Here is a 23,787-nt window from a genome sequence, read left to right on the forward strand (position 1 = left end):
AACAATGTTTTATCGTGAAGCTGGCCAGTTCAAGACAAGCTACAAGGCGGATCAGGCTCTCATGCCGATCCTCCAGGACCGGATTGGTCTGAGCGTTATCCTTGTTGTTGCTTTTGTGATCATTCCGGCGTTTGCCAATGACTTTTTCCTGACGTCCATCATGATCCCGTTCCTGGTGTTCTCACTGGCGGCGATCGGGCTCAACATCCTGACCGGCTACTGCGGTCAGCTATCGCTGGGAACCGGTGCCTTTATGGGCGTCGGCGCGTATGCGGCCTACAAGCTGACCACGATGTTCCCTGATGCCAATGTCATTCTGATGGTTTTGCTTTCAGGTGTCTTTTCGGCAGCGATCGGCGCAATCTTCGGATTGCCGAGCCTGAGGATCAAGGGCCTTTATCTGGCGGTGACAACCCTGGCGGCCCAGTTCTTTCTGGAATGGTGTTTCATCCGGATCGGCTGGCTTTACAACTACAACGCCTCCGGTGCAATTGAAGTCCCGCACCGTGAAGTGTTCGGAATTGTTGCCTCCGGTGCGGAAGCAACGCCGATTGTTCGCTACTTCATCGTACTGTGTATCACCGCTGGAATTGCATTCCTGATGGCAAACGTCCTGCGAGGCCGTATCGGGCGGGCCTGGATGATGATACGCGACATGGATATCGCTGCCGAACTCATGGGTATCCGTCCGCTTCAGACCAAACTGATGGCCTTTGCAGTGTCATCCTACATCTGTGGCGTAGCCGGTGCGATGATGGTGTTCTTCTGGCTGAATGCCGCCGAGCCGTCATCCTATTCGATCTCGCTGTCCTTCCAGATCCTGTTCATGGTGATACTGGGCGGCTTGGGCAGCCTCAGCGGAGCTTTCATGGGAGCCGCCTTTATCTGGATCCTGCCGGTGTTCCTGAAGTTCATTCCAGGTACGCTTGGTATCGAAATCGCGGCCGAAACGGTCGAACATGTCACGTTCATGATCGTCGGTGCACTGATCATCTTCTTCCTGATTGTCGAGCCGCATGGATTTGCCCGGCTATGGCAAATCGCGAAGCAAAAGCTAAGGGTCTGGCCGTTCCCCTATTAGGGACTGCCAGCCTTTTCACCCGCCATCCGGATTTGGACCGGTCCGGGGAGGAATGGCGCAACTGGTCTGGCGGTGCTGGGTGGTCCGGCTCCGCATGGGAGGTGAATATGAAAACTATCATGCAACTTGCGCTTGGAACCGCTGTTGCTCTTGGTGTCGGACTTTCCGGCGCCATGACAACGGTGGCCCAGGCAGAAGACAGCAACTATGTGCCGCTGCTGACTTACCGGACCGGCCCATTTGCAGCTTCCGGCATTCACATCGCAAACGGCATGCATGACTATCTGAAGATGCTGAACGAGCGCGACGGCGGTATCGGCGGTGTCAAGCTTGAGCTGGAAGAATGCGAGACCGGCTACAACGCCCAGAAGGGTGTTGAATGCTACGAAGCGACCAAAGGCAAGGGAGCCCTGGTCTATAACCCCTACTCCACCGGTATCACGCTGCAGCTGATACCGAAGGCAGGCGTTGACAAGATCCCGGTCCTGTCCATGGGCTACGGTCTATCTGCTGCTGCCGATGGCTCGGTTTTCCCATGGGTGTTCAATGTTCCCGATACATACTGGGACGGCGCTTCCGTCGTCATCAAATACATCGGTGAACAGGAAGGCGGTCTGGAGAACCTGAAGGGCAAAAAGATCGGCTACATCTTCCTGGATGCCGGTTATGGCCGTGAGCCGATCCCGCTTCTGGAGCAGCTCGCCGAAAAATACGGCTTTGAACTGCTGCAATATCCAGTCGGCGTGAAGGAGATGCAGAACCAGTCCTCGCAATGGCTGAATGTGCGCCGTGACCGTCCTGACTACATGGTCATGTGGGGTTGGGGCGCAATGAACCCGACCGCCATCAAGGAAGCGGTCAAGATCCGGTTCCCGATGAACAAGTTCATCGGCGTTTGGTGGTCCGCAGGCGATGACGATGCAGCAGCCGGCGGCGATGGTGCCAAGGGCTACAAGGCGATGAACTTCTCCGGTGTCGGCAGCGACTTCCCGGCGCTTGACGACATCAAGAAACATGTCGTTGACGCTGGCCTCAGCTCCACAGACGCAGGAACCATTGGTGGAACGCTTTACAATCGCGGTGTTCTGAACTCCGTGATCATTGCGGAAGGCATCCGGACTGCGCAGGAGCTGACCGGCAAGAAAGTCATCACTGGTGAAGACATGCGTATGGGTCTTGAAGCGCTCAATCTGGACGAAGCCCGTCTGGAGGAGCTGGGCCTGAAAGGCTTCGCGCATCCGATGAAGGTTACATGTGAAGACCATGCGGGTAGCCATCCCGTGTTCATCCAGGAGTGGGACGGCAAAACCTGGCGTCAGGCATCCGGCTGGATTGAGCCGATGACGGACCTGGTTCGCCCGATGCTGGAAAAGGCCGCGGCTGAATATGCCGAAAAGAACGCGCCTTGGCCGGCACGCACTGAACCCTGCCCGAACTGATTGGCAGCCTGCTCCGCCGCGCTCAGTCGTGCGGCGGAGCCTTACGGGAGAAGACGGAATGGCATTGCTGGATGCAGAAAAGGCTGGTGGGGAAGCAGCCGTTGAGACGGCCGAAACGATCCTGTCGGTCAATAATATCGAAGTTATCTACGACCACGTGATCCTCGTGCTCAAGGGCGTTTCGCTGACAGTTCCGAAAGGCGGAATCGTCGCATTGCTCGGAGCCAACGGTGCCGGCAAGACGACGACCTTGAAGGCGATCTCCAATCTTCTTGGTGCCGAACGCGGCGAAGTCACAAAGGGCAAGATCCTGTTTGACGGGCCTGAAGTGCAGGCTTTGTCGCCGAATGATCTGGTTCGGCGCGGTTGTATCCAGGTGATGGAGGGGCGCCACTGTTTCGGGCACCTTTCCATAGAAGAGAATTTGCTGACGGGCGCTTACACCCGGAAAGACGGGCACGGCGCCATCAAGGCAGACCTTGACATGGTCTACACCTATTTTCCGCGCTTGCGCGAGCGGCGCAACAGCCAGGCGGGCTACACCTCAGGTGGAGAGCAGCAGATGTGCGCCATTGGCCGGGCCCTGATGAGCCGACCGAAGATGATCCTGCTCGACGAGCCCAGCATGGGACTGGCACCGCAACTTGTCGAAGAAATTTTCGAAATCGTGCGGCAGCTCAATCAGAATGAGGGTGTTTCGTTTCTCCTGGCAGAGCAGAACACCAACGTCGCGCTGAAATACGCAACATATGGCTACATCCTTGAATCCGGGCGCATCGTTCTTGATGGCGATGCCAAGGCTCTGCGCGAGAACGAGGATGTGAAGGAATTCTATCTGGGCGTTGGTGGCGAAGGTCGCCGCTCGTTCCGAAATGTCAAACACTACAAGCGAAGGAAGCGCTGGCTGGCCTGACCAAGCAGGCCGAAACAGGCGGAGACGACCATGAGCGACACACAGTTTGACACGCGCGAGCGGCAAGATCCTGCTCTGCGCGAACAGGATCTTTTTGCCAAGCTGCCGGACCTTCTGAAGAACGCGGTGGCCAACGCGCCCGGCTGGGCGGCACACCTTCAGGGTCAGAATATTGCCGGAGTTGGCGACAGGAGTGCATTGGCAGGTCTTCCTGTCCTGCGAAAATCCGACCTTATGGAGAAGCAAAAGGCCAATCCGCCCTTTGGTGGCTTTCTGGCCGGGACGCTTGAAGGCGCTGCCAGAGTTTTCATGTCACCAGGCCCGATCTGGGAACCACAGGCACCCGGCCTTGACGCCTGGAACGGCGCACGCAGCCTGTTTGCCGCCGGATTTCGGAAAGGTGACGTCGTTCTCAATGCGTTTTCCTATCACTTGACGCCTGGCGGTTTCATCCTGGATCAAGGCGCGATTGCGCTCGGCTGCACCGTTTTTCCAGCGGGCGTCGGCAATACCGACACGCAGGTCGAAGCCATAGAAGTGCTCAAGCCGGCCGGCTTCGTTGGAACACCTGACTATTTGAAGGTCCTCCTGGACCGCGGCCGGGAACAGGGCAGGGATGTCTCCTCCATCAAGAAAGCCCTTGTTTCCGGCGGCGCTCTGTTTCCGTCACTCAGACAGGAATACGAAGACCAGGGAATCCAGGTCGGTCAGTGCTACGCGACTGCCGACCTCGGCGTGATTGCCTATGAAACAGAAAGCCGCGACGGCATGGTGGTCAACGAGGACTATATCGTTGAGATCGTTCGCCCCGGCACAGGCGAACCGGTTGCCGAAGGTGAAGTGGGTGAGTTGGTTGTGACCAATTTCAACAGTCTCTATCCGCTGATCAGGTTTGCCACAGGCGACCTTTCCAAGATCGTGCCTGGTCAAGCAGGTTGCGGGCGCACCAACATGCGGCTTGCCGGCTGGATGGGACGGGCAGATCAACGTACCAAAATCAAAGGAATGTTTGTCGACCCGGCGCAGATTGCGCAAATTGTGGCAGCACATCCGGAAGTGCAAAAGGCGCGTCTTGCCGTTGTACGGCAAGGTGAAGCAGACGCTATGACACTGTCTGTTGAAACGGAGGCCGTCGAGAACGGTTTGTCCGAGCGCGTGGCCGCAACCTTGCGGGATGTCACGCGCCTAAAGGGAGAAATTCATCTCGTGCCACCAGGTGGATTGCCAAACGACGGAAAGGTTATCGCCGATGAGCGGGAGTATAGTTGATACCAACCCAGGCAAGGTTGAAGGAGCCTTCGACATCAGGTGATCCGGTGCTTTCCTCACTCGTATGACATATGCCGCATTGGCCTTATCGCGTGCGTGGCTTATGTAAGGCACAAGAGTGACAGAGATATTGAGGAAAACCCCCGCCGATGACCGTCCAACCGTCCGCTCCCTTGACTGCTGAAAGCGAGGCAGATTTCAAGACCGTCAAATTGCCGGAGGGCCATCCTTCCGTAAAGAGCGGTAAGGTTGGCATATTGCTTGTCAATTTGGGAACGCCGGATGCGACCGATTATTGGTCGATGCGCCGATACCTACGCGAATTTCTGACGGACAAACGCGTGATCGAGTGGCCCAAGGCGGTCTGGTACCCGATCCTTTTCGGAATAGTTCTGATGACCCGTCCTGGAAAGTCGGGCAAGGCATATGATGAAATCTGGAACCATGACAAGGACGAGTCCCCGCTTCGCACGATCACTCGAAGCCAGTCAGACAAACTGGCTGAGATCCTTGGCGACGATGACGGACGGATCCATGTTGATTGGGCTATGCGTTACGGCCAGCCGTCGATACCGGATCGGCTCAAAGCGCTGAAGGACAGTGGGTGCGACCGGATCCTGATCTTCCCGCTTTACCCGCAATACTCAGCAACCACCACGGCGACAGTCAATGATGTGGTCTGCAAGTCTTTATTGAAAATGCGCTGGCAACCGGCCATCCGTACTGTCCCGCCCTATCACGATGATCCCGTTTATGTGAATGCGCTTGCAAAATCGGTTGAGAATCACCTTGAGAGCCTGGATTTCGAACCGGACGTTCTTTTGACATCGTATCACGGTATTCCGCAGTCCTACTTTAAACGCGGCGACCCCTATCACTGCCATTGCATGAAATCCACGCGGCTGATGCGCGAGGTCCTTGGCTGGGACGATCAAAAACTGCGTGTGACCTTCCAGTCCCGGTTCGGACCGGAGGAATGGCTTCAGCCTTATACCGACAAGACCGTTGAAAAGCTGGCCAAAGACGGGGTGAAGAACGTCGCCGTCATGAACCCGGGTTTTGTCTCGGATTGCCTGGAAACTCTTGAAGAGATCGCCGGTGAAGCCGGAGAAATCTTTGAAGAAAGCGGCGGTGAGAACTTCACTCATATTCCGTGTCTGAATGACAGCGAACTCGGCATGGACGTGATCGCTCATATTGTCCGCCGCGAGTTGGGGGCTGGATCTGAAGATCCGCTGCCCAAGAACACTTCTGAGTTCAAGTGAGGATATGAAGGCTTGTGTTAGCGCAAGCCTTCAAAAAGTGCGGGCAACGCCTTGGTGCCTGCAGCATTGAGCTTTTTGAAGCACAAGATAGTTCGCAGTTAACTGCGTTTGGCGACAACACTGACAAATTTGCATATTACCGGTTGCACGACCCGACTGCTCGGGTCACAAGGGAAAGATGCTGGAACAGGGCGGTGAAACAACGCATAGTGGCCGCAGATTTCAATTTTTTCCGGGAGATATTCATGCCAATCGCGGGATTTGACATTTTTCTGATCGGCCTCGTATTGCTGGTCATTCTGGTTTTCTTCGCCGGCGTGAAAACCGTGCCACAGGGCTACAACTATACGATTGAACGATTTGGAAAGTACCGTAAGACACTGACTCCTGGTCTGAATTTCATTGTTCCCTTTGTTGACAAGATCGGTCACAAGCTGAACATGATGGAGCAGGTTCTGGATGTTCCCACCCAGGAAGTGATCACCCGGGACAATGCTACGGTCAGCGCAGACGGTGTAACGTTTTATCAGGTGCTTGATGCTGCGCGGGCTGCGTATGAAGTGCTTGGACTGCAGAACGCGATCCTGAACCTGACAATGACCAATATCAGGTCGGTCATGGGATCCATGGACCTCGACAGCCTTCTGTCGAACCGCGATGAAATCAACGCCAAGATCCTTCGGGTTGTGGATGCTGCAGCGGAGCCCTGGGGCGTCAAGATCACGCGTATCGAGATCAAGGACATCAATCCACCACGCGATCTTGTCGATGCAATGGCTCGGCAGATGAAGGCTGAGAGAGACAAACGCGCGTCCATCCTGGAAGCCGAAGGCAAGCGTCAGTCGGAGATTCTCAAAGCTGAAGGTGAAAAGCAGTCGTTGATCCTGGAAGCGGAAGGCCGCAGGGAATCAGCATTCCGTGACTCAGAGGCACGCGAGCGCGAAGCGGAAGCAGAAGCCAACGCGACGCGTATGGTGAGCGAGGCGATTTCGGCGGGCGACGTTCAAGCCATCAACTACTTCGTCGCCACCAAATATGTCGAAGCGTTCCAGGCTCTTGCCACATCCAGAAATCAGAAAACTCTGATCTTGCCGATGGAATCGACGTCGCTTCTGGGCGCATTGACGGGTATCGGCGAGATCGCGAAAGAAGCATTCGGCGACGGCAAGAGCGGATCAAGAATTGCGTCAGGGATCCCGAATACCGGTCAGAACGAAGGGGATGATCGGTGAGCCTTGTCGAAAGCACAATTGCAGCGCTCGGCCCATGGAGCTGGTTCGTTCTCGGCCTGTTCCTGCTCGGTTTGGAAATCCTGGCGCCCGGTACGATTTTCCTGTGGTTCGGGCTGTCGGCACTGGTCGTTGGGGTCATTTCACTCCTTTTTGATTTTGCCTGGCAGGTAGATGTCGGACTGTTTCTGGTGCTGTCGTTGGCCAGCCTCTTGATCGGCAGACGCTTGATGAGAAACCTGGCCTCGGAAAAGGGGGACCCGGGTCTCAACCAACGTGGCAGCCGTTACATCGGCAGGGAATTCACACTTGCTGCGCCATTGAATGAAGGCGCTGGCAAGTTATCCATCGACGATACGATCTGGCGGATTACCGGCCCCGACCTGCCGGCGGGTACAAAGGTGCGGGTCGATTCGATCGACGGCGCTCGCCTGGTTGTCTCAGCCAGCGAGTGAACCCCTGGTCCCTGGCCTGATTGCCAAGGCGTGCCTCTAATGTACTAGGGCTTATGACCTGGCGGTATTGGTGGCTCTTCTGCCTTGAGCAGGATGCCTATGCGCCTGTTGGCGGCAAGATATGGGTCGTTTGGAAAGAGCGGTTCTGTATCCGACTTGCCGACAACCGCATAGAACTGGTCGCCCGGAACACCATATTCCGCCAAGATCTGACGTGCGATATTGGCTCTTTCGCTGGAAAGGTCCCAACCCGTGTAACTTGGGTTCGAAGGGATTTGACCAGCGGTTGTGTGGCCGGTGATTTCCACGCGGTTCGGCATCTTTGCCAGGACCGGCGCCATTTTTGCGATCAAGCGCCGTGTAGTTTCGTAAGGGTACTTGGATCCTTCGCGGAACATAGACCGGCCATCCTGGTCGACCAGCATGATGTTGAGGCCGTCTTCGGTTTCCTCAAGGATTATGTTGTTGGAGATCTCCGTAATTTCCGGCATCTCCTGCCAGGCTTGGCGCAATGAGGCTGCAGCGGTCGCAAACTGACGCGGTTTTTCAATTTCCGCTTCCAATGTGTCGTGTGTGTTTGCTTCCGGCCCCTGTTTGCGACGCTTTTCGTGACGCTCCGTCGCGAAGTCGGAGTCCACTTCCTGTTCGACCTGACTGATGTCTTTCATGTAATCGCGGATCGGGATGCCCTCGACCTCGATAATCCCGGTTTTTCGAGCTGAATCCTTGACGCCAAAAGCTTCTCGCATTGAGCCGGCAACAACCTGCAGTTTTTCCTTGTCCTGAATGGAAAATGAAATGATCAATACGAAGAAACAAACGAGCAGCGACATCAGGTCAGCAAATGTGACCAGCCAATCGGGCGCGCCGCCGCCTTGTGCCTTTTTCTTCCTAGCCATGGTTTTCCGTCCGCATTAGGCGGCTTCCGCAAGCTCGGTACGTATCTTCTCAGGCAGATACGCCACCAGCATCTCTTTGATGAGCGCCGGACTTTTGGATTCTCTGATTTGGCAAACGCCGTCGATAATCAGTGTCTGGCTGAGTTCATCGACATCAAATTTTGCGTCTAACTTGTCCACCAAGGGCAGACAGATGATGTTGGAAACAAGCGCACCGTAGAGTGTCGTCAGAAGGGCGACTGCCATGGAAGGACCAATGGCCGCCGGATCATCCATGTTGGCCAGCATCTGCACCAGACCAACGAGCGTTCCGATCATCCCGAAAGCCGGGGCCGAATCACCGAGTGCTTTGAAAACACGTTTTCCTTCCGACAGGCGGGTGAGCTGCAGGTCGCGCTCACGTTCCATCGCTTCCTTGATGAACTCCAGCTCATAACCGTCGGCGACATATTGCACACCTTTTGCCAGCACCGGATCAGAGACATCGACGTTTTCAAGTCCGAGCGGACCTGACTTGCGAACGATTTCGCCAAGGTTGGTAATCTCGGAAATAAGATCTCGCGGGCTCGCGTTTTTGCCCGCCAGAGCAACTTTGAAGCCGGTTACGAAGGCAGCAAGGATATCTGAAAGCTGAAACCGAATCAGGGTAGCGGCCAGGCCGCCGCCCAGCACGATCAGGATCGACGGAATGTCGATGAATTGACCGAAGCTGCCGCCCAGGAAAACGGCGGTGATCACGACGCCGAAAGCACCGATAATGCCGATTAATGTCGCCAGATCCATTCTGTACACACACCAGTGTTTGTGGCGTTCAAGCCATTGAAACTTCGGCTCAGTGTAAGTGGGTTATGGCTAATCAAATCCTAATGAACGACAGAATGCGCACCGGAGCATGCAGTTTTTCCCGTGCGTGATGCATTTGTGAAGGCCGTTCGGGTGTCAGGCGGCGCCGATACGAAGCAAGTCGTGCAAGTGCACGATGCCGACCGGACGACCGTCCTCGACCACAAAAACAGATGTGATCGAGAGTGAGTTCACAAGTTCCAGGATAGACGCGGACAGGGTGTCCGGCGTTACGGTTTTCGGCGCCGGTGTCATGATTTCACCGGCCGTTTTTTCCAGAAGATTGGAAGCGACATGACGGCGCAAGTCACCATCAGTAATGATGCCGACCAGCTGACGCAGCTCATCCGTGACACCCAGGACGCCGAAGCCTCTCTGTGTCATCAGCACGATTCCCTCACTCATCAACGTTGAGGCCGGTGTCAGCGGCATCCGATCATCCGAGTGCATGATGTCTTTTGCGGATTTCAAACTTGCGCCGAGACGTCCGCCCGGATGAAAGACCCGAAAATCCTGTGCCGTGAAGCCGCGTCCTTCCAGCAGTGCAACCGCCAAAGCATCGCCGATGGCCAGTTGGATGAGCGCCGATGTGGTCGGTGCGAGGCCATGAGGGCATGCTTCCGTAACGCTTGGCAGCTTCATCACAAGGTCAGCGGCGCGGCCCAGTGTGCTGTCCTGGCGCGATGTGATGGCGACAAGAGGGACTTTGAAACGGCGGGTGTAACTGACGATACCGGCAAGTTCCTGGGTCTCACCAGACCACGACAGAGCCAGCACGACGTCCTGATCCGTTATCATGCCAAGGTCGCCATGGCTTGCTTCGCTTGCATGTACAAAAAAGGAAGGCGTTCCGGTCGACGCGAGGCTGGCGGCAATTTTCGTGCCGATGTGGCCACTTTTGCCGATCCCGGTGACGATGACGCGACCTGGGCTCTTCCGGATAAGGTCGAAGGTTTGCTGGAAGCTGGCGGATAGCCCGTTTTTCAATGCAGCTCTGACCGCGCTCAAGCCTGCGATTTCTGTTTCCAGCGTGCGTTCTGCGGAAACAAGACAATGAGACGCAATGTCATTTGTTTCTTCTGAAACGGCATCGAGCAACGGCTTGGTCATTGAATGCAACTTTTCTTTTTCTTGAATGGTGTAGCTCTAGGCCACTCTCATCAGAGGATCAAGAACCTGTGATCTTTTAAATGCATTAGAATTTGAATCTTTGTTCAAACTATCAAAATGCGAAAAAGAAACGAAGCATTAACCAACCTTCGTCAATTTGAACGGGATCCCGACGTCGACTGGTTCTACAAGCTTCATGCGCCGTATCCTGCCCTTTTTTGTCTGTTGTGCCGTATTGCAGGCGGCACCCGCTGCTGCACAGACGGCAGTGACCGAATTGCGTGGTAGTGGTGATCCGGCAGACGCTCTTGATGCAGAAGATACAGCCGATCAGGCTGCAGCGTCTCAAACCAACCCGGCACAAGCCAACGTTTTTGCACTTCGCCGCACGCTTAACGCAGCTGCCGCGGAAACCGGATCGACCGGTCTTGGCACTAATGGCCGGGTGACGCCAGTCCGTCCACTTTCCGATCGGATTGCCGCTGTCGGGAGGGCTGTGCCGATTTCTGGTCCGGGACTAGACACAAGCGTATTTGGTGGCGACACAACCTTTGATGCCGCAGAAGGCATACGCCTAGGTTCGTTCACATTGATACCGCAAGTGACGTTCATGACCGGCTATTCGGACAATACTGCCCAGTCGGCGGATGGAACCGCCGGCGGACTTTACCGGATTTCACCGGATATCTCGCTTACATCGGGATGGTCGCGGCACCAGTTCGATGCTTCGCTGCGGGGAACCTACACCGGATATCCGGAAAACTCCGATGACAATGATGCCTCGATATTTGCTGCAGCAAACCTGAGACTGGATGTCAGTGAGGCGACCCAGGTCACCACTGGCCTTGCTTATACTTTTACGCGCGAAGAAGATGGCAGTGCAGAATCAGCCAGCGGAACGGACAATGTTCACCAGCTTTCCGGAAGTCTCAGCGCAACGCGGAGTATCGGTCTCCTGGCCGCAACAGCTGGGCTTGGCGCTGACCGCAGTATCTATACTGCGGATGACGGTGGCACCACGAACAGTGACCGTGACAATACACTCTATTCGGCAAGTCTGAGGCTCGACGCCAACACAGGCAGTGTTATTGCTCCTTTCGTGGAAGGGTCGTTGTTGCTGCGCCGGTTTGAAGAGGCCTGTAACGACAGCCTCTGCGAAAACCGCGATGCGAACGGGTATGAGCTGAGAGGCGGTGTCACAATCGCGTCGGGCCCCAAGATGAATGGCGAAGTTGGCGTTGGTTGGCGGATTGAAGACATTGACGACGACCGATTGGACAGTTTGTCCGGACTTGTCATTGATGGATCGCTTGTCTGGTCTCCAAGCCGGTTGACGACCGTGACTGCCGGGCTTGGAACCAGCTTTGAGGCGACGGATATTGACGGCGCAAGCGGGTCGATTATCTATTCGGGCGATATTCGGCTTGCACATGCATTCAGCGACCGTCTGGTCGGAGAAACAGGGGTTGGTTACAGCTATCGAACCTATGAGGGTATATCGATCGAAGAAAGTACTTTGACCGGCTTTGGCGGTGTCACATTTGCATTGACGCAAAACGTGGCGATTACGGCTGACTACACGCATCGCCGATTTGACAGCTCTGAAAGCGGGAGCGATTACTCGGAAAATGCGATTGAAGCCGGTCTTCGTTTCCGGCATTAACTATAAGCTAACCAAATAAGCATCATTGATAGTGCCGGGGGCAGTACAACACAGATTTGGGCGTTAAGGAGGCCCTGATGCGGAGCATTGCACGGCAAACGTCTAACGTGATCAAGACGCTGTCCCGATTTCTTGTGTCGCGAGCAAAACCGATCCGGTCTGCTGGAGCGCAACGGCTGACACCATTGTTGCTTGCAGGTGTGTTATCGGTTTCAGCCAACACGGCATTCGCGGATGCCGGATTTGACAGGTTTGTTCGGGACTTCTGGCCAAAAGCCCAGGCAGTGGGAATTTCCGCCAATACCTACAATGCCGTCTTTACGGGCATGGAGCCGGACAACGACACGCTTCGACTGATGAGCAAGCAGTCCGAATTTGTCAAACCCATCTGGGATTATCTGGACAGCGCTGTATCCGATACGCGGGTCGAAAAAGGCCGTGAGCTTTTGCAGGAATATGGTCCTGTCCTGAGGCAGATCGAAGCCCGTTATGGCGTTGACCGGGAAGCGGTGCTGGCAATCTGGGGCATGGAAACCAACTATGGCGGCTTCATGGGCCGCCACAATGTCGTTCAGGCCCTTGCGACGCTTGCCTATGCCGCACCGCGCAGAAAGAGTTTTTGGCAGCGCGAGCTGTTGACCGCACTGGCAATCGTGCAGGCAGGCCATGTACAGTTCAAGGACATGGAAGGCTCATGGGCCGGCGCCATGGGGCACACGCAGTTTATGCCGTCCAGCTGGAAAGCCTATGCAGCCGACTATAATGGCGATGGTCGCCGCGACATCTGGACATCCATTCCCGATGCGCTTGCCTCAACGGCGAACTATCTGAAGAAACATGGCTGGCAGACAGGAAAGACCTGGGGCTATGAAGTTCGGCTGCCGGCGGGTTTCGACTATAATCTTGCAGATGGCGAGAAGACGAAGACACTAGGTGCGTGGCACAAGGCAGGTGTACAGCGGATCAATGGCAAAGGCTTTCCGCGTCCCTCCGACAAGGGCATTCTCGTGTTGCCTGCAGGTGCCAGCGGCCCGGCGTTTCTGATGCTGCGCAATTTTTACGTCATCAAGCGGTACAATAACGCGACTGCTTATGCCCTGGCTGTAGGCCATCTGGCGGACCGGATCATCGGCGGCGGTCCTCTTGCCGGAGACTGGTCGCGCGAGCACATGCCACTGAACCGCACCGAGACCGCGGAGCTCCAGAAGTTGCTAAACCGCCGTGGATTTTCGGTTGGAACAGCAGACGGCAAAGTCGGGCCAGCGACACGTCGTGGAATCAGGGCATATCAACGTTCGCGTGGCATGATCCCGGATGGCTATGCCTCTGTTGTTTTGCTGGCGCGTTTGAAAGTCGACAGTTAAACTGCCGCCATCGCGCCTCCTCAGTGGACGGCGCCTGACAGGAGGCATCCTTGCGCTTTACTGGCCCGACTGCGAAAAGCTGGACCCCGGCAATCCGGTCAACACGGGTTGGGCTGACCTGTATAATGGCTGTCATCTTCAGTGAGGTGCCAGCCGCTTTGGCGCAGTCCGCTCCGGCCGGCGAAATAGTCGTGGCGCAAAACGGACCGTTGCGCGGATTTAATCCGTTCGCGCCGCTGCAAAGGCTCTTCGGTGGCGGTGCAGAAAGGCGCCGGGAGCCACAGAAACGCGTCAAGCAACGTCCCAGAGCGACACGGCCAGCAGGCGCGGCGCCCAGGTTTGAGGTCATGCCGAAAGACCCGGATGCGGGACTGATCCTCGTTGTCGGTGACCGGATGGCACGTGGGGTGGCCGAAGGGTTGAAGTTCACACTGGCGGAAAAACCGCAGATCAAGGTCGAACGGATTACCGAAGACAAGGCTGGCTTCGCAGGTGAAACGCCACCGGACTGGTCGACACAAGTTCTTTCAAAAATTCGAGGTGAAGACGTCAAAGCGGTCGTCGTCATGATCGGAAGCCGCGATCTCGGGAAAACCTTTCCCGGAGACCCGCCAATCGAATTCATGACAGCGGAATGGCTCGATACTTACCGCAATAAAGTTGAAGCGTTGGTCAGGGTGGTCAGGCAGGAGAAAAAGCCGATGATCTGGGCTGGTCTTCCGCCGACGAACAACGAGCTGACCAACGGTGATTTCACACAATTGAATTCGCTGTTTCAGGGCGCTGCCGCCGACCGGCGTGTTCGCTATGTCGACATCTGGGATATCTTCCTGGCCGAGGATGGCAGCTATTCTTCCTTCGGTCCGGATGTGGATGGCAAGAACGCTCGTCTAAGAACCAATGACAGGGTTGGCTTCACTTGGGCGGGCTATCGAAAAGTTGCGTTCTTCGTTGAGAGAGAACTGTCCCGCATTCTTGGCGGTTATGGCGGGCTGGCGTTTGAAGGTGTCGAAGACGACCCGAATTTCATTGTGTTGACAGGCCGAACAACCTCTCCGGAAGCTCTGCTTCTGGGTGGTGAGGAAGACAAGGCTATAGATCCTGACAGCGCCGCATATCGGTTTTTCGTCAAAGGAGAGCCTTTGAAACCCATGCCGGGGCGCGTCGACGACCCGCGGGTCGCGGTTGAGGGCACTTCGGCGCTCACCGATGAGCAGTCAAGCGGATCCTGAACAAGTCGATAGAACTTAAACAAAAAGCCCCGTCAGCTAAACTGACGGAGCTTTTTTGTTTGAAAGCTTTGTTCGATCAGCGAGGCAGATCGGTGGAGCCAGTCAGGAATTCGTCCACAGCACGGGCTGCCTGACGGCCTTCCCTGATAGCCCAGACCACGAGGGACTGGCCTTTACGCACGTCACCGGCGGCGAATACCTTGTTGAGACTGGTCTTGTAGTCGTCGGTGTTGGCCTTCACGTTGGTGCGGCCGTCAAGCTCCAGCTTGTCTCCGGCCTCTGCGATATAAGTCTCAAGCGAGGGACCCGAAAACCCAATTGCAGCCAGAACCAAGTCTGCGCGCAGGATGAATTCCGTTCCCTCGATCGGGCGCCGTTGTTCATCAACGCGTGCGCATTTCACACCCGTAACCGTTCCGTCTTCACCAACAAGGGAAAGCGTTGCGGCGGAAAACTCACGTTCAGCGCCTTCAGCCTGCGATGACGACGTGCGGAATTTGGTCGGCCAATAGGGCCAAACCGTCAGCTTGTCTTCCTTCAGCGGCGGGATCGGACGGATATCGAGCTGGGTGACGGAGAGTGCGCCTTGCCGGAACGCGGTACCTACACAGTCGGATGCTGTATCTCCACCACCGATGACGACGACATGTTTGCCCCCCGCCCAGATAGGAGCTTCATCGCCTTCAGGTTCGCCGCCAACGCGTCGGTTCTGCTGAACCAGATAGGGCATTGCCCAATGACAGCCTTCAAGCTCCATGCCGGTGACGCCAGGGTCGCGCGGACGCTCGGCACCTGCGCACAGGATCACCGCGTCATGCCGTTCCGTCAGTTCTTCCATGCTGACAGTCACACCGACATTGACGCCATAGTGGAAGGTCACTCCTTCGCCTTCCATCTGCTCGACGCGGCGGTCAATATAGTGTTTTTCCATTTTGAAGTCGGGAATGCCATAGCGCAGCAACCCACCCGCGCGTGGCTCCCGCTCGTAGACATGCACGGTATGACCGGCCCGGGCCAGTTGTTGCGCAGCCGCCATTCCTGCCGGACCAGAACCGATGATGGCAACAGCCTTGCCGGTCTTGGTCGCAGACGGTTCCGGCACGATCCAGCCTTGCTCAAATCCCTTGTCAGCGATTGCCTGCTCAACACTTTTGATGTTGACCGGGATATCTTCCAGGTTGAGTGTGCAGGCCTCTTCACAAGGAGCCGGGCAAATGCGGCCCGTGAACTCCGGGAAATTGTTCGTCGAATGCAGGTTTCGAAGCGCGATGTCCCAGTCGCCCTGAAACACCAAATCGTTCCAGTCGGGAATCTGGTTGTTGACCGGGCAACCAGTTGGACCGTGACAAAACGGGATACCGCAATCCATGCAGCGCGCCGCCTGATTCGCGACTTCCTGATCGTTCAGCGGAATCGTGAACTCTTTAAAATGGCGGATACGATCCGAAGCAGGCTGATACTTCTGTTCCTGCCGATCGATTTCCAGAAAACCGGTTACCTTACCCAAGGCGACCTCCTCAAAACGTTTCTCTTCCACATGGGGGCTCGATTGGCCGCTTCAGATGACCAAGAGCCTGTTTGTTCAAGTGCCTGATTACTCAGCCGCCACCATGCCGAGGCGCTGCTCTTCCATTTCCCGAAGTGCACGGCGGTATTCGACCGGCATGACCTTGACGAATTTCGGCCGGTAGGTGGTCCAGTCGTCCAGGATGGTTTGTGCTTTGGCCGAACCGGTATACTCCACATGCTTGGTCAGCATTTGCCGCAGACGCTCATCATCGTGGCGTGTCATGTCGCAAGATAGGTCAACACGGCCCTTGTGTTCGATGTCGCCACCATGGTGATGGAGTTTCTCAAGCAGGTCGTCCTCTTCAGTCACCGGTTCCAGATCAACCATCGCAAGATTGCATCGGGTGCCGAAAGATCCGTCTTCGTCCAGAACATAGGCGATGCCACCGGACATGCCGGCCGCAAAGTTGCGGCCAGTCTGGCCGATGACGACAACGACACCGCCGGTCATGTATTCGCATCCGTGATCGCCAACGCCTTCAACGACGGCGATAGCGCCGGAGTTGCGAACGGCAAAGCGTTCACCGGCGACACCGCGAAAATAGCACTCTCCCTCCGTTGCACCGTAAAGCACGGTGTTTCCGACGATGATCGAGTTCTCTGCAACAATACGTGTGTTTTCCGGCGGGCGTACGATCAGCCTTCCTCCGGCCAGACCCTTGCCGACATAGTCATTGGCATCACCGGCAAGATCAATTGTGACACCGCGTGCGACAAACGCACCAAAGGCCTGACCAGCAGTCCCTTTGAGGTTAATCTTCAAGGTGTCAGGCTTCTTCAGGCCCTTGTTGCCATAGCGTTTGGCAATTTCACCAGACAGCATCGCACCGACGGAACGGTCGACGGAGCAAATCGTTTCGTCGATCACCGTCGGTTCTTTGCTTTCCAGCGCTGGAAGCGCTGCCGCAATCAGCCGGCGGTCGAGAATATCGTCGATCGGGTGTACCTGGCGCTCTGTCCAGCGTGTTTCTTCAGGAGCTGCTTCTGGCTGGAAAAAGATCCGTGAGAAATCGAGACCTTTTGCTTTCCAATGTTCGAGCGCGGCATCCTTGTCGAGGAAGTCGGACCGGCCGATCACATCGTCCAGCTTGGCAATGCCAAGACCTGCCATCAGTTCGCGGACTTCTTCTGCAACGTAGAAGAAATAGTTGATGACATGTTCGGGAGTGCCTTTGAAGCGCTTGCGCAGCACGGGGTCCTGGGTTGCGATCCCGACCGGGCAGGTGTTTAGGTGACACTTGCGCATCATCAGGCAACCAGCCGCGATCAGAGGTGCAGTCGAGAAACCGAACTCATCGGCTCCGAGCAATGCCCCGATGATGACGTCCCGGCCTGTGCGCAGACCGCCATCCACTTGAAGTGCAATGCGCGAGCGCAGGCCGTTCAGCACCAGCGTCTGCTGTGTTTCGGCAAGGCCGATTTCCCAGGGAGAACCGGCATGCTTGATGGAGGTCAGGGGTGATGCACCCGTGCCGCCGTCGTAACCGGAAATCGTAATGTGGTCCGCGCGAGCCTTGGCAACACCCGCAGCAACCGTGCCGACACCCACTTCCGACACCAGCTTCACGGAAATATCGGCAGCGGAATTGACGTTTTTCAGGTCATAGATGAGCTGCGCAAGGTCCTCGATTGAATAGATGTCATGGTGAGGCGGTGGTGAAATCAATCCCACGCCCGGTGTCGAATGGCGCACTTTTGCGATGACCGCATCCACCTTGTGACCCGGCAGCTGACCGCCTTCGCCAGGTTTTGCACCCTGAGCGACTTTAATCTGGATCATGTCGGAATTGACGAGATACTCGGTGGTGACACCGAAGCGTCCGGACGCCACCTGTTTGATCGCAGACCGTTGCGGGTTGCTCGAACCATCCGGCAGCGGATTGAAACGCTCTGGTTCCTCGCCGCCTTCGCCCGTGTTCGATTTGCCGCCAATCCGGTTCATGGCGACTGCCAGGGTCGAATGTGCTTCGCGGGAGATCGAGCCAAAGGACATGGCGCCCGTCACGAAGCGTTTTACAATGTCTTCTGCCAGCTCGACTTGGTCGATTTCAATCGGCTGTTGCCCGATTTCCGAAGCGTTCTTGATGCGGAAGAGGCCGCGAATGGCATAGCGACCACTTTCCTCATTCACCTGCTTTGCGAAGGAACGGTACATGTCCGGCAAGTTTGAGCGCACGGCATGTTGGAGTGTGGCAATTGAGTCTGGTGTCCACATGTGGCTTTCGCCGCGGGTGCGGTAGGCATATTCACCGCCCACGTCCAAGGATCGTCTCAAGATAGCAACGTCGCCGAACGCTTCTGCGTGGCGCAGTACCGTTTCTTCGGCGACTTCATCAAGGCCAATGCCCTCGATCATGGTCGCGGTGCCGAAGAAGTATTTCTTGATGAAGTCCGAGGACAAACCAACAGCATCAAATATCTGTGCGCCGCAATAGGACTGGTAAGTCGAGATGCCCATCTTGGACATGACCTTCAAGATGCCCTTGTCGATCGACTTGATGTAGCGCTCAACGACTTCGAACTGGTCAACCTCTTCAGGGAAGTCCATTTCCATGTGCATGGAAAGAAGCGTTTCAAAGGCGAGATAGGGGTTGATGGCTTCAGCGCCAAAGCCGGCCAGAACGCAGAAGTGATGGATCTCGCGCGCTTCACCGGTCTCTACCACCAGACCAACCGATGTGCGCAAACCCTTGCGGATCAGATGGTGATGAACGGCAGCAGTTGCCAAGAGTGCCGGTATAGCAATCCTGGACCGGTTGATCAGGCGGTCGGACAGAATAATGATGTTGTAGCCGTCTCGAACCGCTTTTTCCGCACGTTGGCAAAGCTCATCGAGCGCGCCTTCCATGCCGTCGGCACCTTTCTCGGCGCTATAGGTCGTGTCGAGCGTCTTCGCGGAAAACTGGTTGTCGGCGATATCGCCAATCGCGCGGATCTTTTCCAGATCTTCATTCGTCAGGATCGGCTGACGGACTTCCAGACGTTTTGACGTCGACTGACCTTCGAGGTCGAAGATGTTCGGGCGCGGTCCGATGAAGGACACCAGGCTCATCACGAGTTCCTCGCGGATCGGGTCGATCGGCGGGTTGGTGACCTGAGCAAAGTTCTGCTTGAAATAGGTATATAGCAGCTTCGATTTGTCGGAGAGTGCCGAGATTGGCGTGTCCGTGCCCATCGAACCAATGGCTTCCTGGCCAACAGTTGCCATCGGCGTCATGAGAAGCTTGATATCTTCCTGGGTGTAGCCAAAGGCCTGTTGACGGTCGAGCAAGCTTTCTCCGGCAACCGGAGCTCTTTGGCGTACGCCCGGCAAATCTTCCAGAACGATTTGGGTGCGGTGCAGCCAGTCCTTGTAAGGATTGGCGGTCGACAGCTGACGCTTGATCTCGTCGTCGGAAACGATGCGGCCTTCCTCGAGGTCGATCAGCAGCATCTTGCCTGGCTGCAAGCGCCATTTTTGAACGATACGCTCTTCGTCCACCGGCAGCACGCCAACTTCAGAGGACATGATGACAAAGTCATCGTCGGTGACGATGTAGCGGGCCGGGCGAAGGCCATTCCGGTCAAGTGTCGCGCCAATCTGACGTCCGTCGGTAAAGGCAACGGCTGCCGGACCGTCCCACGGCTCCATCATGGCTGCATGATACTCGTAAAAAGCCCGCCGGTTATCGTCCATCAGCGGGTTGCCCGCCCAGGCTTCCGGGATCAGCATCATCGCAGCATGTGCAAGCGAGTAGCCGCCCATGACAAGAAATTCCAGGGCGTTGTCGAAACAGGCCGTGTCCGACTGGCCTTCATAGGAAATCGGCCAGAGCTTGGAGATATCATCGCCGAGCAGTGTTGAGGAGACAGAGGCCTGACGCGCGGCCATCCAGTTGACGTTTCCTCGAAGCGTGTTGATTTCGCCGTTATGAGCAACCATCCGATAGGGATGGGACAGGTCCCAGGAAGGGAAGGTGTTCGTGGAGAAGCGCTGGTGAACAAGCGCAAGAGCAGAGGTGAACCGCTCGTCTTTCAAGTCCGAATAATAGGCGCCGAGCTGATAGGCGAGGAACATGCCTTTATAAACGATCGTGCGGCTCGACAGGGAAACGATATAGAAGCCCTTGGAGACTGCATCGGTTTCAGCGCGCACAGTGTTGGAAATCACCTTGCGCAATACATAAAGACGGCGTTCGAAAGCGTTCTGATCGTCGCTTGCGGATTTGCGGATGAAAAGCTGCCTGGAAACAGGTTCTGTCGCGGCGATATCCGGAGCTTTTGACAGCGAGGAATTATCGACCGGCACATCGCGCCAGCCGATCATCTCCTGGCCTTCCTCGGCGATGGCACGATCTACGATTTCTTCACATTTGGCACGCAAAGAGTCGTCTTGAGGCAAGAAGACGAAACCGACACCGTATTCACCTTCGGTCGGCAACGGTGTGCCCGCCTTTGCCATCTCTTCCGCAAACAAGGCGTGCGGAATTTGCACCAGCATGCCGGCGCCATCGCCCATCAGGGGGTCTGCACCAACCGCACCGCGGTGGGTCAGGTTTTCAAGAACCTGCAATCCATCTGAAACGATCTTGTGTGATTTCGCACCCTTCAGGTGGGAAACGAAACCCACGCCACAGGCATCATGTTCGCGCGACGGATTGTAGAGCCCTTTGTCGGCGGCCGTGCTCAGTCGTTCGGCAAGTGTTGCGTTCGCAGCGGTTCTTCCGTCCGCGCTCCCGGCTTGCATGGCTGTGCTGGTCGTCAGCTCTTTAATCGTCATGTGCGCCCTCACTGTTTACCCCAGTGCCGCCGTGGCTGAAGCGTCCGGTTCCGTTCGGGTCGCATTCCATCAAGAATGCGGCTCGGCGAACCCTGGCTTAGCTGCCCCGGCTCTGTCGTTGTATTTACCGCGCCGGCTTCTTAACACAAACCGCCGCATTGACGCAGCGGAGTTACCGCTGCCGGAACGTTTCGTTCCGCTTTTCGCAGATCCATCTGAATCACACGAATGGTCATCCTGATCATTGCTCCAGCCTGTTCATTACCGCAGGTCCGGATTTACCGCAACAATTGGGACAGTATCCCTGTCCTATTTCAGGCGGCGCGAACATGACAGATTTCTCAGTCAGGAGCAAGGGTGTTTCTTGCCGTGCGCATTATAATTGTTTCGCGCAAAAAGTTCCATGTGTCCGGATAGCTCAAATGCGAGGTGTTTTGTGTAAGAATCTTGCGTCTGGTAATCTTTGTGGGCATGTGCTCGCAAAATAGTCACAGCCGTTTGATTTCCTATTTATCGGCAATATGCTCATGTACAGGTTGAGCCGCGCTGCTCGCCGCAAAGCGTTGGCCAATACTGGATCTAAGGTTCGACCAGAGGAGTTTGAAATGAAGCATAAGGCTATGACCGCTGCAATCGTCGCAGGTGCCGTCGCAACAGCTGTTGCAGGTCTGTCCACCACGACCACCCCGGCTCAAGCGCAAGCCAAAGAAAAGTGCTATGGCGTTTCCCTGAAAGGCAAGAATGACTGCAAAGCCGGTGCCGGCACGACCTGCGCAGGCACTTCCACAGTCGACTATCAGGGCAATGCCTGGACATTGGTTCCAAAAGGCACATGCGTCAGCATGGAACTGCCGGGTGACCGCAAGGGTTCCCTGACTGAGCTTAACCGCGACCTTCCTGAAGCCTGATTTTCTGGCTGACAGGGCCGTATCACGGCTGAGATTTCAGGCAGGCGGGCAACCGTCTGTCTGCCTGACAACCAAGTCTCCCTATGGAGCCCATCATGTTTCCAGACAGCCCGAGCCAGACCCCGACGCGGATTGATGCTTCAGTCCCGGCAAGAGCCGGAGCTGGCCTGAAGGCTGAACATATTGCCGAGATACTCGAGACATCTGCCGACATCGGGTTCTTCGAAGTTCATGCGGAAAACTATATGGGCGACGGTGGTATGCCGCATCGCCAGCTGGAGGCAATTCGGGAGAAATATCCACTGTCTCTCCATGGTGTCGGGCTTTCGATCGGCGGCGAGGGGCCGCTCGACCGCGATCACCTTCAACGTCTTGCCGTCTTGAACAAACGCTACGAGCCAGGTCTTTTTTCCGAACACCTGGCCTGGTCGTCCCATGAGACCACTTATCTGAACGATCTGTTGCCTGTTCCCTATGACCAGGAAACACTCGATCGGGTCTGCGACCATATTGACGAGGTTCAGGAAAGCGTCGGGCGCCGTATGCTCCTGGAAAATCCGTCCACCTACGTCGCTTTCGCGCAAAGCACCATGAGCGAACTGGATTTCCTCAAAGAAATCACGCGCCGGACTGGATGCGGTCTGTTGCTTGACGTGAATAATGTCCATGTGTCCTGCACCAATCATGAGAGATTGGCGCTGGATTATCTTGATGCTTTTCCGATTGGCGCGGTTGGCGAAATCCATCTCGGCGGCCATGCGCCTGACCAGGATGATGCAGGGCGTTCGCTGTTGATCGATGCTCATGACCGGGAAGTCGATCAGGCGGTCTGGGCGCTGTATGAGCACCTGATCGCCAGCACCGGAGCAATTCCGACCCTGATTGAATGGGACAATGATGTGCCAGCCTGGCCGGTCTTGATGTCAGAGGCTCAGGCAGCAGATCGGATTCTTGCCGACAACAGTCGACCCAGCATTCGGCGCGTTGGCTGATATGTGCGCAATGGCGACCAGTGACAAAGTCGATGAAACGACTTTTTGCGAAGCTCTTTTCGATCCCGAGAGCAGCACGCCGGTGGGTCTTGTCGGACCTGATGGCGAAACTGCGCCCAAGCGCTTCAGCGTCTATCGTAACAATGTGGTCGTGAGTTTGTGCGACGCGCTTGGAGACACCTTTCCGGCCGTCAAAAATCTGCTCGGCGATGAATATTTTGGCGCGCTTGCACGCGCTTTTGTAACAAGGCACCCTCCGAAATCGCCGGTGTTGCTGCACTATGGGGCCGATTTCGCCGGTTTCGTGGAAAGCTTTCCACCTCTGGAAGCTTACCCCTATCTTGCCGGCGTTGCCCGCCTCGAGTGGGCCTGGTTGCAGGCTTATCATGCAACCGACCAGGTTCCGCTTGACCCGGCCAGACTGAGCTCTGTAGATGCTCAATCGGTCGGCGCGGTCCGCTTCAGAAGGCATCCGGCAGCGCAAGTCGTTGTTTCACGTTGGCCTGTCTGGGACCTCGTCCGTGCAAATCGCTTTGATCCGAGTGCCGATATTCAGATCGATCTGCAACTGGCTCAGTCCGTGCTGCTTACCCGTCCGGAATTGAGCGTCGACATGTTGCTGCTCCGGCCCGGAGCCGACATTTTCGTTTGTGCGCTTTTCGACGGCGCCATGTTGGCCGATAGCGCAGAGGCTGCGCAAAAAGCCTTCGAAAATTTTTCACTGTCTGATTGTCTTTCGGACTGTCTTTCAACTGGAGCATTTGCGGATCTCGACGTAGCCTGAGGAACAGGGGCGA

At 56.1% G+C, this 23,787-nt stretch carries 18 protein-coding genes; 13 read left to right on the plus strand and 5 right to left on the minus strand.

The genetic code is table 11. The annotated features are described in order from the left end of the window. Positions 1 to 4 precede the first annotated feature (4 nt). The 7 genes from ACZ1HV_RS19170 (at position 5) to ACZ1HV_RS19200 (ending at position 7,651) form a co-directional block, all read left to right on the plus strand. Positions 5 to 1,081 (plus strand): branched-chain amino acid ABC transporter permease, encoded by a 1,077-nt coding sequence (locus ACZ1HV_RS19170; RefSeq protein ID WP_298819759.1) that lies wholly within the window; start codon positions 5 to 7, stop codon positions 1,079 to 1,081. A 107-nt stretch (positions 1,082 to 1,188) separates the two neighbouring features. Then, on the plus strand, positions 1,189 to 2,520 hold the full coding sequence (locus ACZ1HV_RS19175; protein ID WP_298819761.1) for an ABC transporter substrate-binding protein: 1,332 nt from the start codon (positions 1,189 to 1,191) through the stop codon (positions 2,518 to 2,520). Between the two features lie 58 nt (positions 2,521 to 2,578). Beyond that, positions 2,579 to 3,433: an ABC transporter ATP-binding protein gene (locus tag ACZ1HV_RS19180; protein ID WP_472716028.1), complete on the plus strand. Its 855-nt coding sequence runs from the start codon at positions 2,579 to 2,581 to the stop codon at positions 3,431 to 3,433. 30 nt (positions 3,434 to 3,463) lie between these two features. Beyond that, a complete protein-coding gene (locus ACZ1HV_RS19185) occupies positions 3,464 to 4,702 on the plus strand; it encodes a phenylacetate--CoA ligase family protein (RefSeq protein ID WP_472716029.1) in 1,239 nt (412 codons plus the stop codon). A gap of 149 nt (positions 4,703 to 4,851) precedes the next feature. Then, a complete protein-coding gene (hemH, locus tag ACZ1HV_RS19190) occupies positions 4,852 to 5,967 on the plus strand; it encodes a ferrochelatase (RefSeq protein ID WP_472716030.1) in 1,116 nt (371 codons plus the stop codon). A 251-nt stretch (positions 5,968 to 6,218) separates the two neighbouring features. After that, positions 6,219 to 7,199, plus strand: coding sequence for an SPFH domain-containing protein (locus ACZ1HV_RS19195; protein WP_298820168.1), 981 nt, complete (start codon positions 6,219 to 6,221; stop codon positions 7,197 to 7,199). Then, on the plus strand, positions 7,196 to 7,651 hold the full coding sequence (locus tag ACZ1HV_RS19200) for an NfeD family protein (RefSeq protein WP_298819769.1): 456 nt from the start codon (positions 7,196 to 7,198) through the stop codon (positions 7,649 to 7,651). Before ACZ1HV_RS19195 ends, ACZ1HV_RS19200 begins: the two co-directional genes overlap by 4 nt. Before the next feature lie 44 nt (positions 7,652 to 7,695). On the opposite strand, the gene ACZ1HV_RS19205 is transcribed toward ACZ1HV_RS19200, so the two are convergent. The 3 genes from ACZ1HV_RS19205 to ACZ1HV_RS19215 all read right to left on the minus strand — a co-directional run bounded on the left by ACZ1HV_RS19205 (position 7,696) and on the right by ACZ1HV_RS19215 (position 10,503). Further along, positions 7,696 to 8,550 carry a flagellar motor protein MotB gene (locus ACZ1HV_RS19205; protein WP_298960919.1) on the minus strand — a complete coding sequence of 285 codons (855 nt, stop codon included), beginning with the start codon at positions 8,548 to 8,550 and terminating at the stop codon, positions 7,696 to 7,698. 15 nt (positions 8,551 to 8,565) lie between these two features. Beyond that, a complete protein-coding gene (locus tag ACZ1HV_RS19210; RefSeq protein WP_298819773.1) occupies positions 8,566 to 9,333 on the minus strand; it encodes a motility protein A in 768 nt (255 codons plus the stop codon). A 156-nt stretch (positions 9,334 to 9,489) separates the two neighbouring features. Further along, on the minus strand, positions 9,490 to 10,503 hold the full coding sequence (locus tag ACZ1HV_RS19215) for a KpsF/GutQ family sugar-phosphate isomerase (RefSeq protein ID WP_298819775.1): 1,014 nt from the start codon (positions 10,501 to 10,503) through the stop codon (positions 9,490 to 9,492). Between the two features lie 196 nt (positions 10,504 to 10,699). Between ACZ1HV_RS19215 and ACZ1HV_RS19220 the strand changes: the two genes are divergently transcribed. The 3 genes from ACZ1HV_RS19220 to ACZ1HV_RS19230 all read left to right on the plus strand — a co-directional run bounded on the left by ACZ1HV_RS19220 (position 10,700) and on the right by ACZ1HV_RS19230 (position 14,762). Beyond that, positions 10,700 to 12,166 carry an outer membrane beta-barrel protein gene (locus ACZ1HV_RS19220; protein WP_472716031.1) on the plus strand — a complete coding sequence of 489 codons (1,467 nt, stop codon included), beginning with the start codon at positions 10,700 to 10,702 and terminating at the stop codon, positions 12,164 to 12,166. Between the two features lie 77 nt (positions 12,167 to 12,243). Next, positions 12,244 to 13,530, plus strand: coding sequence for a lytic murein transglycosylase (locus ACZ1HV_RS19225; protein ID WP_472716032.1), 1,287 nt, complete (start codon positions 12,244 to 12,246; stop codon positions 13,528 to 13,530). Positions 13,531 to 13,580: 50 nt separating this feature from the next. Beyond that, a complete protein-coding gene (locus ACZ1HV_RS19230) occupies positions 13,581 to 14,762 on the plus strand; it encodes an SGNH/GDSL hydrolase family protein (RefSeq protein WP_472716033.1) in 1,182 nt (393 codons plus the stop codon). 76 nt (positions 14,763 to 14,838) lie between these two features. Here the strand turns inward: ACZ1HV_RS19230 and ACZ1HV_RS19235 are convergent, their stop codons facing one another. Next, positions 14,839 to 16,269 carry a glutamate synthase subunit beta gene (locus ACZ1HV_RS19235; RefSeq protein ID WP_298819784.1) on the minus strand — a complete coding sequence of 477 codons (1,431 nt, stop codon included), beginning with the start codon at positions 16,267 to 16,269 and terminating at the stop codon, positions 14,839 to 14,841. A gap of 87 nt (positions 16,270 to 16,356) precedes the next feature. After that, a complete protein-coding gene (gene gltB, locus ACZ1HV_RS19240; RefSeq protein WP_472716034.1) occupies positions 16,357 to 21,090 on the minus strand; it encodes a glutamate synthase large subunit in 4,734 nt (1,577 codons plus the stop codon). Positions 21,091 to 21,695: 605 nt separating this feature from the next. Here gltB and ACZ1HV_RS19245 point away from each other — a divergent pair. The 3 genes from ACZ1HV_RS19245 (at position 21,696) to ACZ1HV_RS19255 (ending at position 23,774) form a co-directional block, all read left to right on the plus strand. Beyond that, a complete protein-coding gene (locus tag ACZ1HV_RS19245; RefSeq protein ID WP_298819788.1) occupies positions 21,696 to 21,998 on the plus strand; it encodes a BufA1 family periplasmic bufferin-type metallophore in 303 nt (100 codons plus the stop codon). 95 nt (positions 21,999 to 22,093) lie between these two features. Further along, positions 22,094 to 22,990: an MNIO family bufferin maturase gene (bufB, locus tag ACZ1HV_RS19250; protein WP_472716035.1), complete on the plus strand. Its 897-nt coding sequence runs from the start codon at positions 22,094 to 22,096 to the stop codon at positions 22,988 to 22,990. Between the two features lie 10 nt (positions 22,991 to 23,000). Next, positions 23,001 to 23,774 (plus strand): HvfC/BufC N-terminal domain-containing protein, encoded by a 774-nt coding sequence (locus tag ACZ1HV_RS19255; protein ID WP_472716036.1) that lies wholly within the window; start codon positions 23,001 to 23,003, stop codon positions 23,772 to 23,774. Positions 23,775 to 23,787 lie beyond the last annotated feature (13 nt).

Source organism: Roseibium sp. JB4-4 (assembly GCF_055693425.1).

Bases quoted from the DNA above. Each gene is read 5' to 3' on its own strand.
- ACZ1HV_RS19170 (WP_298819759.1), top strand. From the start codon at position 5: ATGTTTTATCGTGAAGCTGGCCAGTTCAAGACAAGCTACAAGGCGGAT.
- ACZ1HV_RS19175 (WP_298819761.1), top strand. From the start codon at position 1,189: ATGAAAACTATCATGCAACTTGCGCTTGGAACCGCTGTTGCTCTTGGT.
- ACZ1HV_RS19180 (WP_472716028.1), top strand. From the start codon at position 2,579: ATGGCATTGCTGGATGCAGAAAAGGCTGGTGGGGAAGCAGCCGTTGAG.
- ACZ1HV_RS19185 (WP_472716029.1), top strand. From the start codon at position 3,464: ATGAGCGACACACAGTTTGACACGCGCGAGCGGCAAGATCCTGCTCTG.
- hemH (WP_472716030.1), top strand. From the start codon at position 4,852: ATGACCGTCCAACCGTCCGCTCCCTTGACTGCTGAAAGCGAGGCAGAT.
- ACZ1HV_RS19205 (WP_298960919.1), bottom strand. From the start codon at position 8,550: ATGGCTAGGAAGAAAAAGGCACAAGGCGGCGGCGCGCCCGATTGGCTG.
- ACZ1HV_RS19210 (WP_298819773.1), bottom strand. From the start codon at position 9,333: ATGGATCTGGCGACATTAATCGGCATTATCGGTGCTTTCGGCGTCGTG.
- ACZ1HV_RS19215 (WP_298819775.1), bottom strand. From the start codon at position 10,503: ATGACCAAGCCGTTGCTCGATGCCGTTTCAGAAGAAACAAATGACATT.
- ACZ1HV_RS19220 (WP_472716031.1), top strand. From the start codon at position 10,700: ATGCGCCGTATCCTGCCCTTTTTTGTCTGTTGTGCCGTATTGCAGGCG.
- ACZ1HV_RS19225 (WP_472716032.1), top strand. From the start codon at position 12,244: ATGCGGAGCATTGCACGGCAAACGTCTAACGTGATCAAGACGCTGTCC.
- gltB (WP_472716034.1), bottom strand. From the start codon at position 21,090: ATGACGATTAAAGAGCTGACGACCAGCACAGCCATGCAAGCCGGGAGC.
- ACZ1HV_RS19245 (WP_298819788.1), top strand. From the start codon at position 21,696: ATGAAGCATAAGGCTATGACCGCTGCAATCGTCGCAGGTGCCGTCGCA.
- bufB (WP_472716035.1), top strand. From the start codon at position 22,094: ATGTTTCCAGACAGCCCGAGCCAGACCCCGACGCGGATTGATGCTTCA.
- ACZ1HV_RS19255 (WP_472716036.1), top strand. From the start codon at position 23,001: ATGGCGACCAGTGACAAAGTCGATGAAACGACTTTTTGCGAAGCTCTT.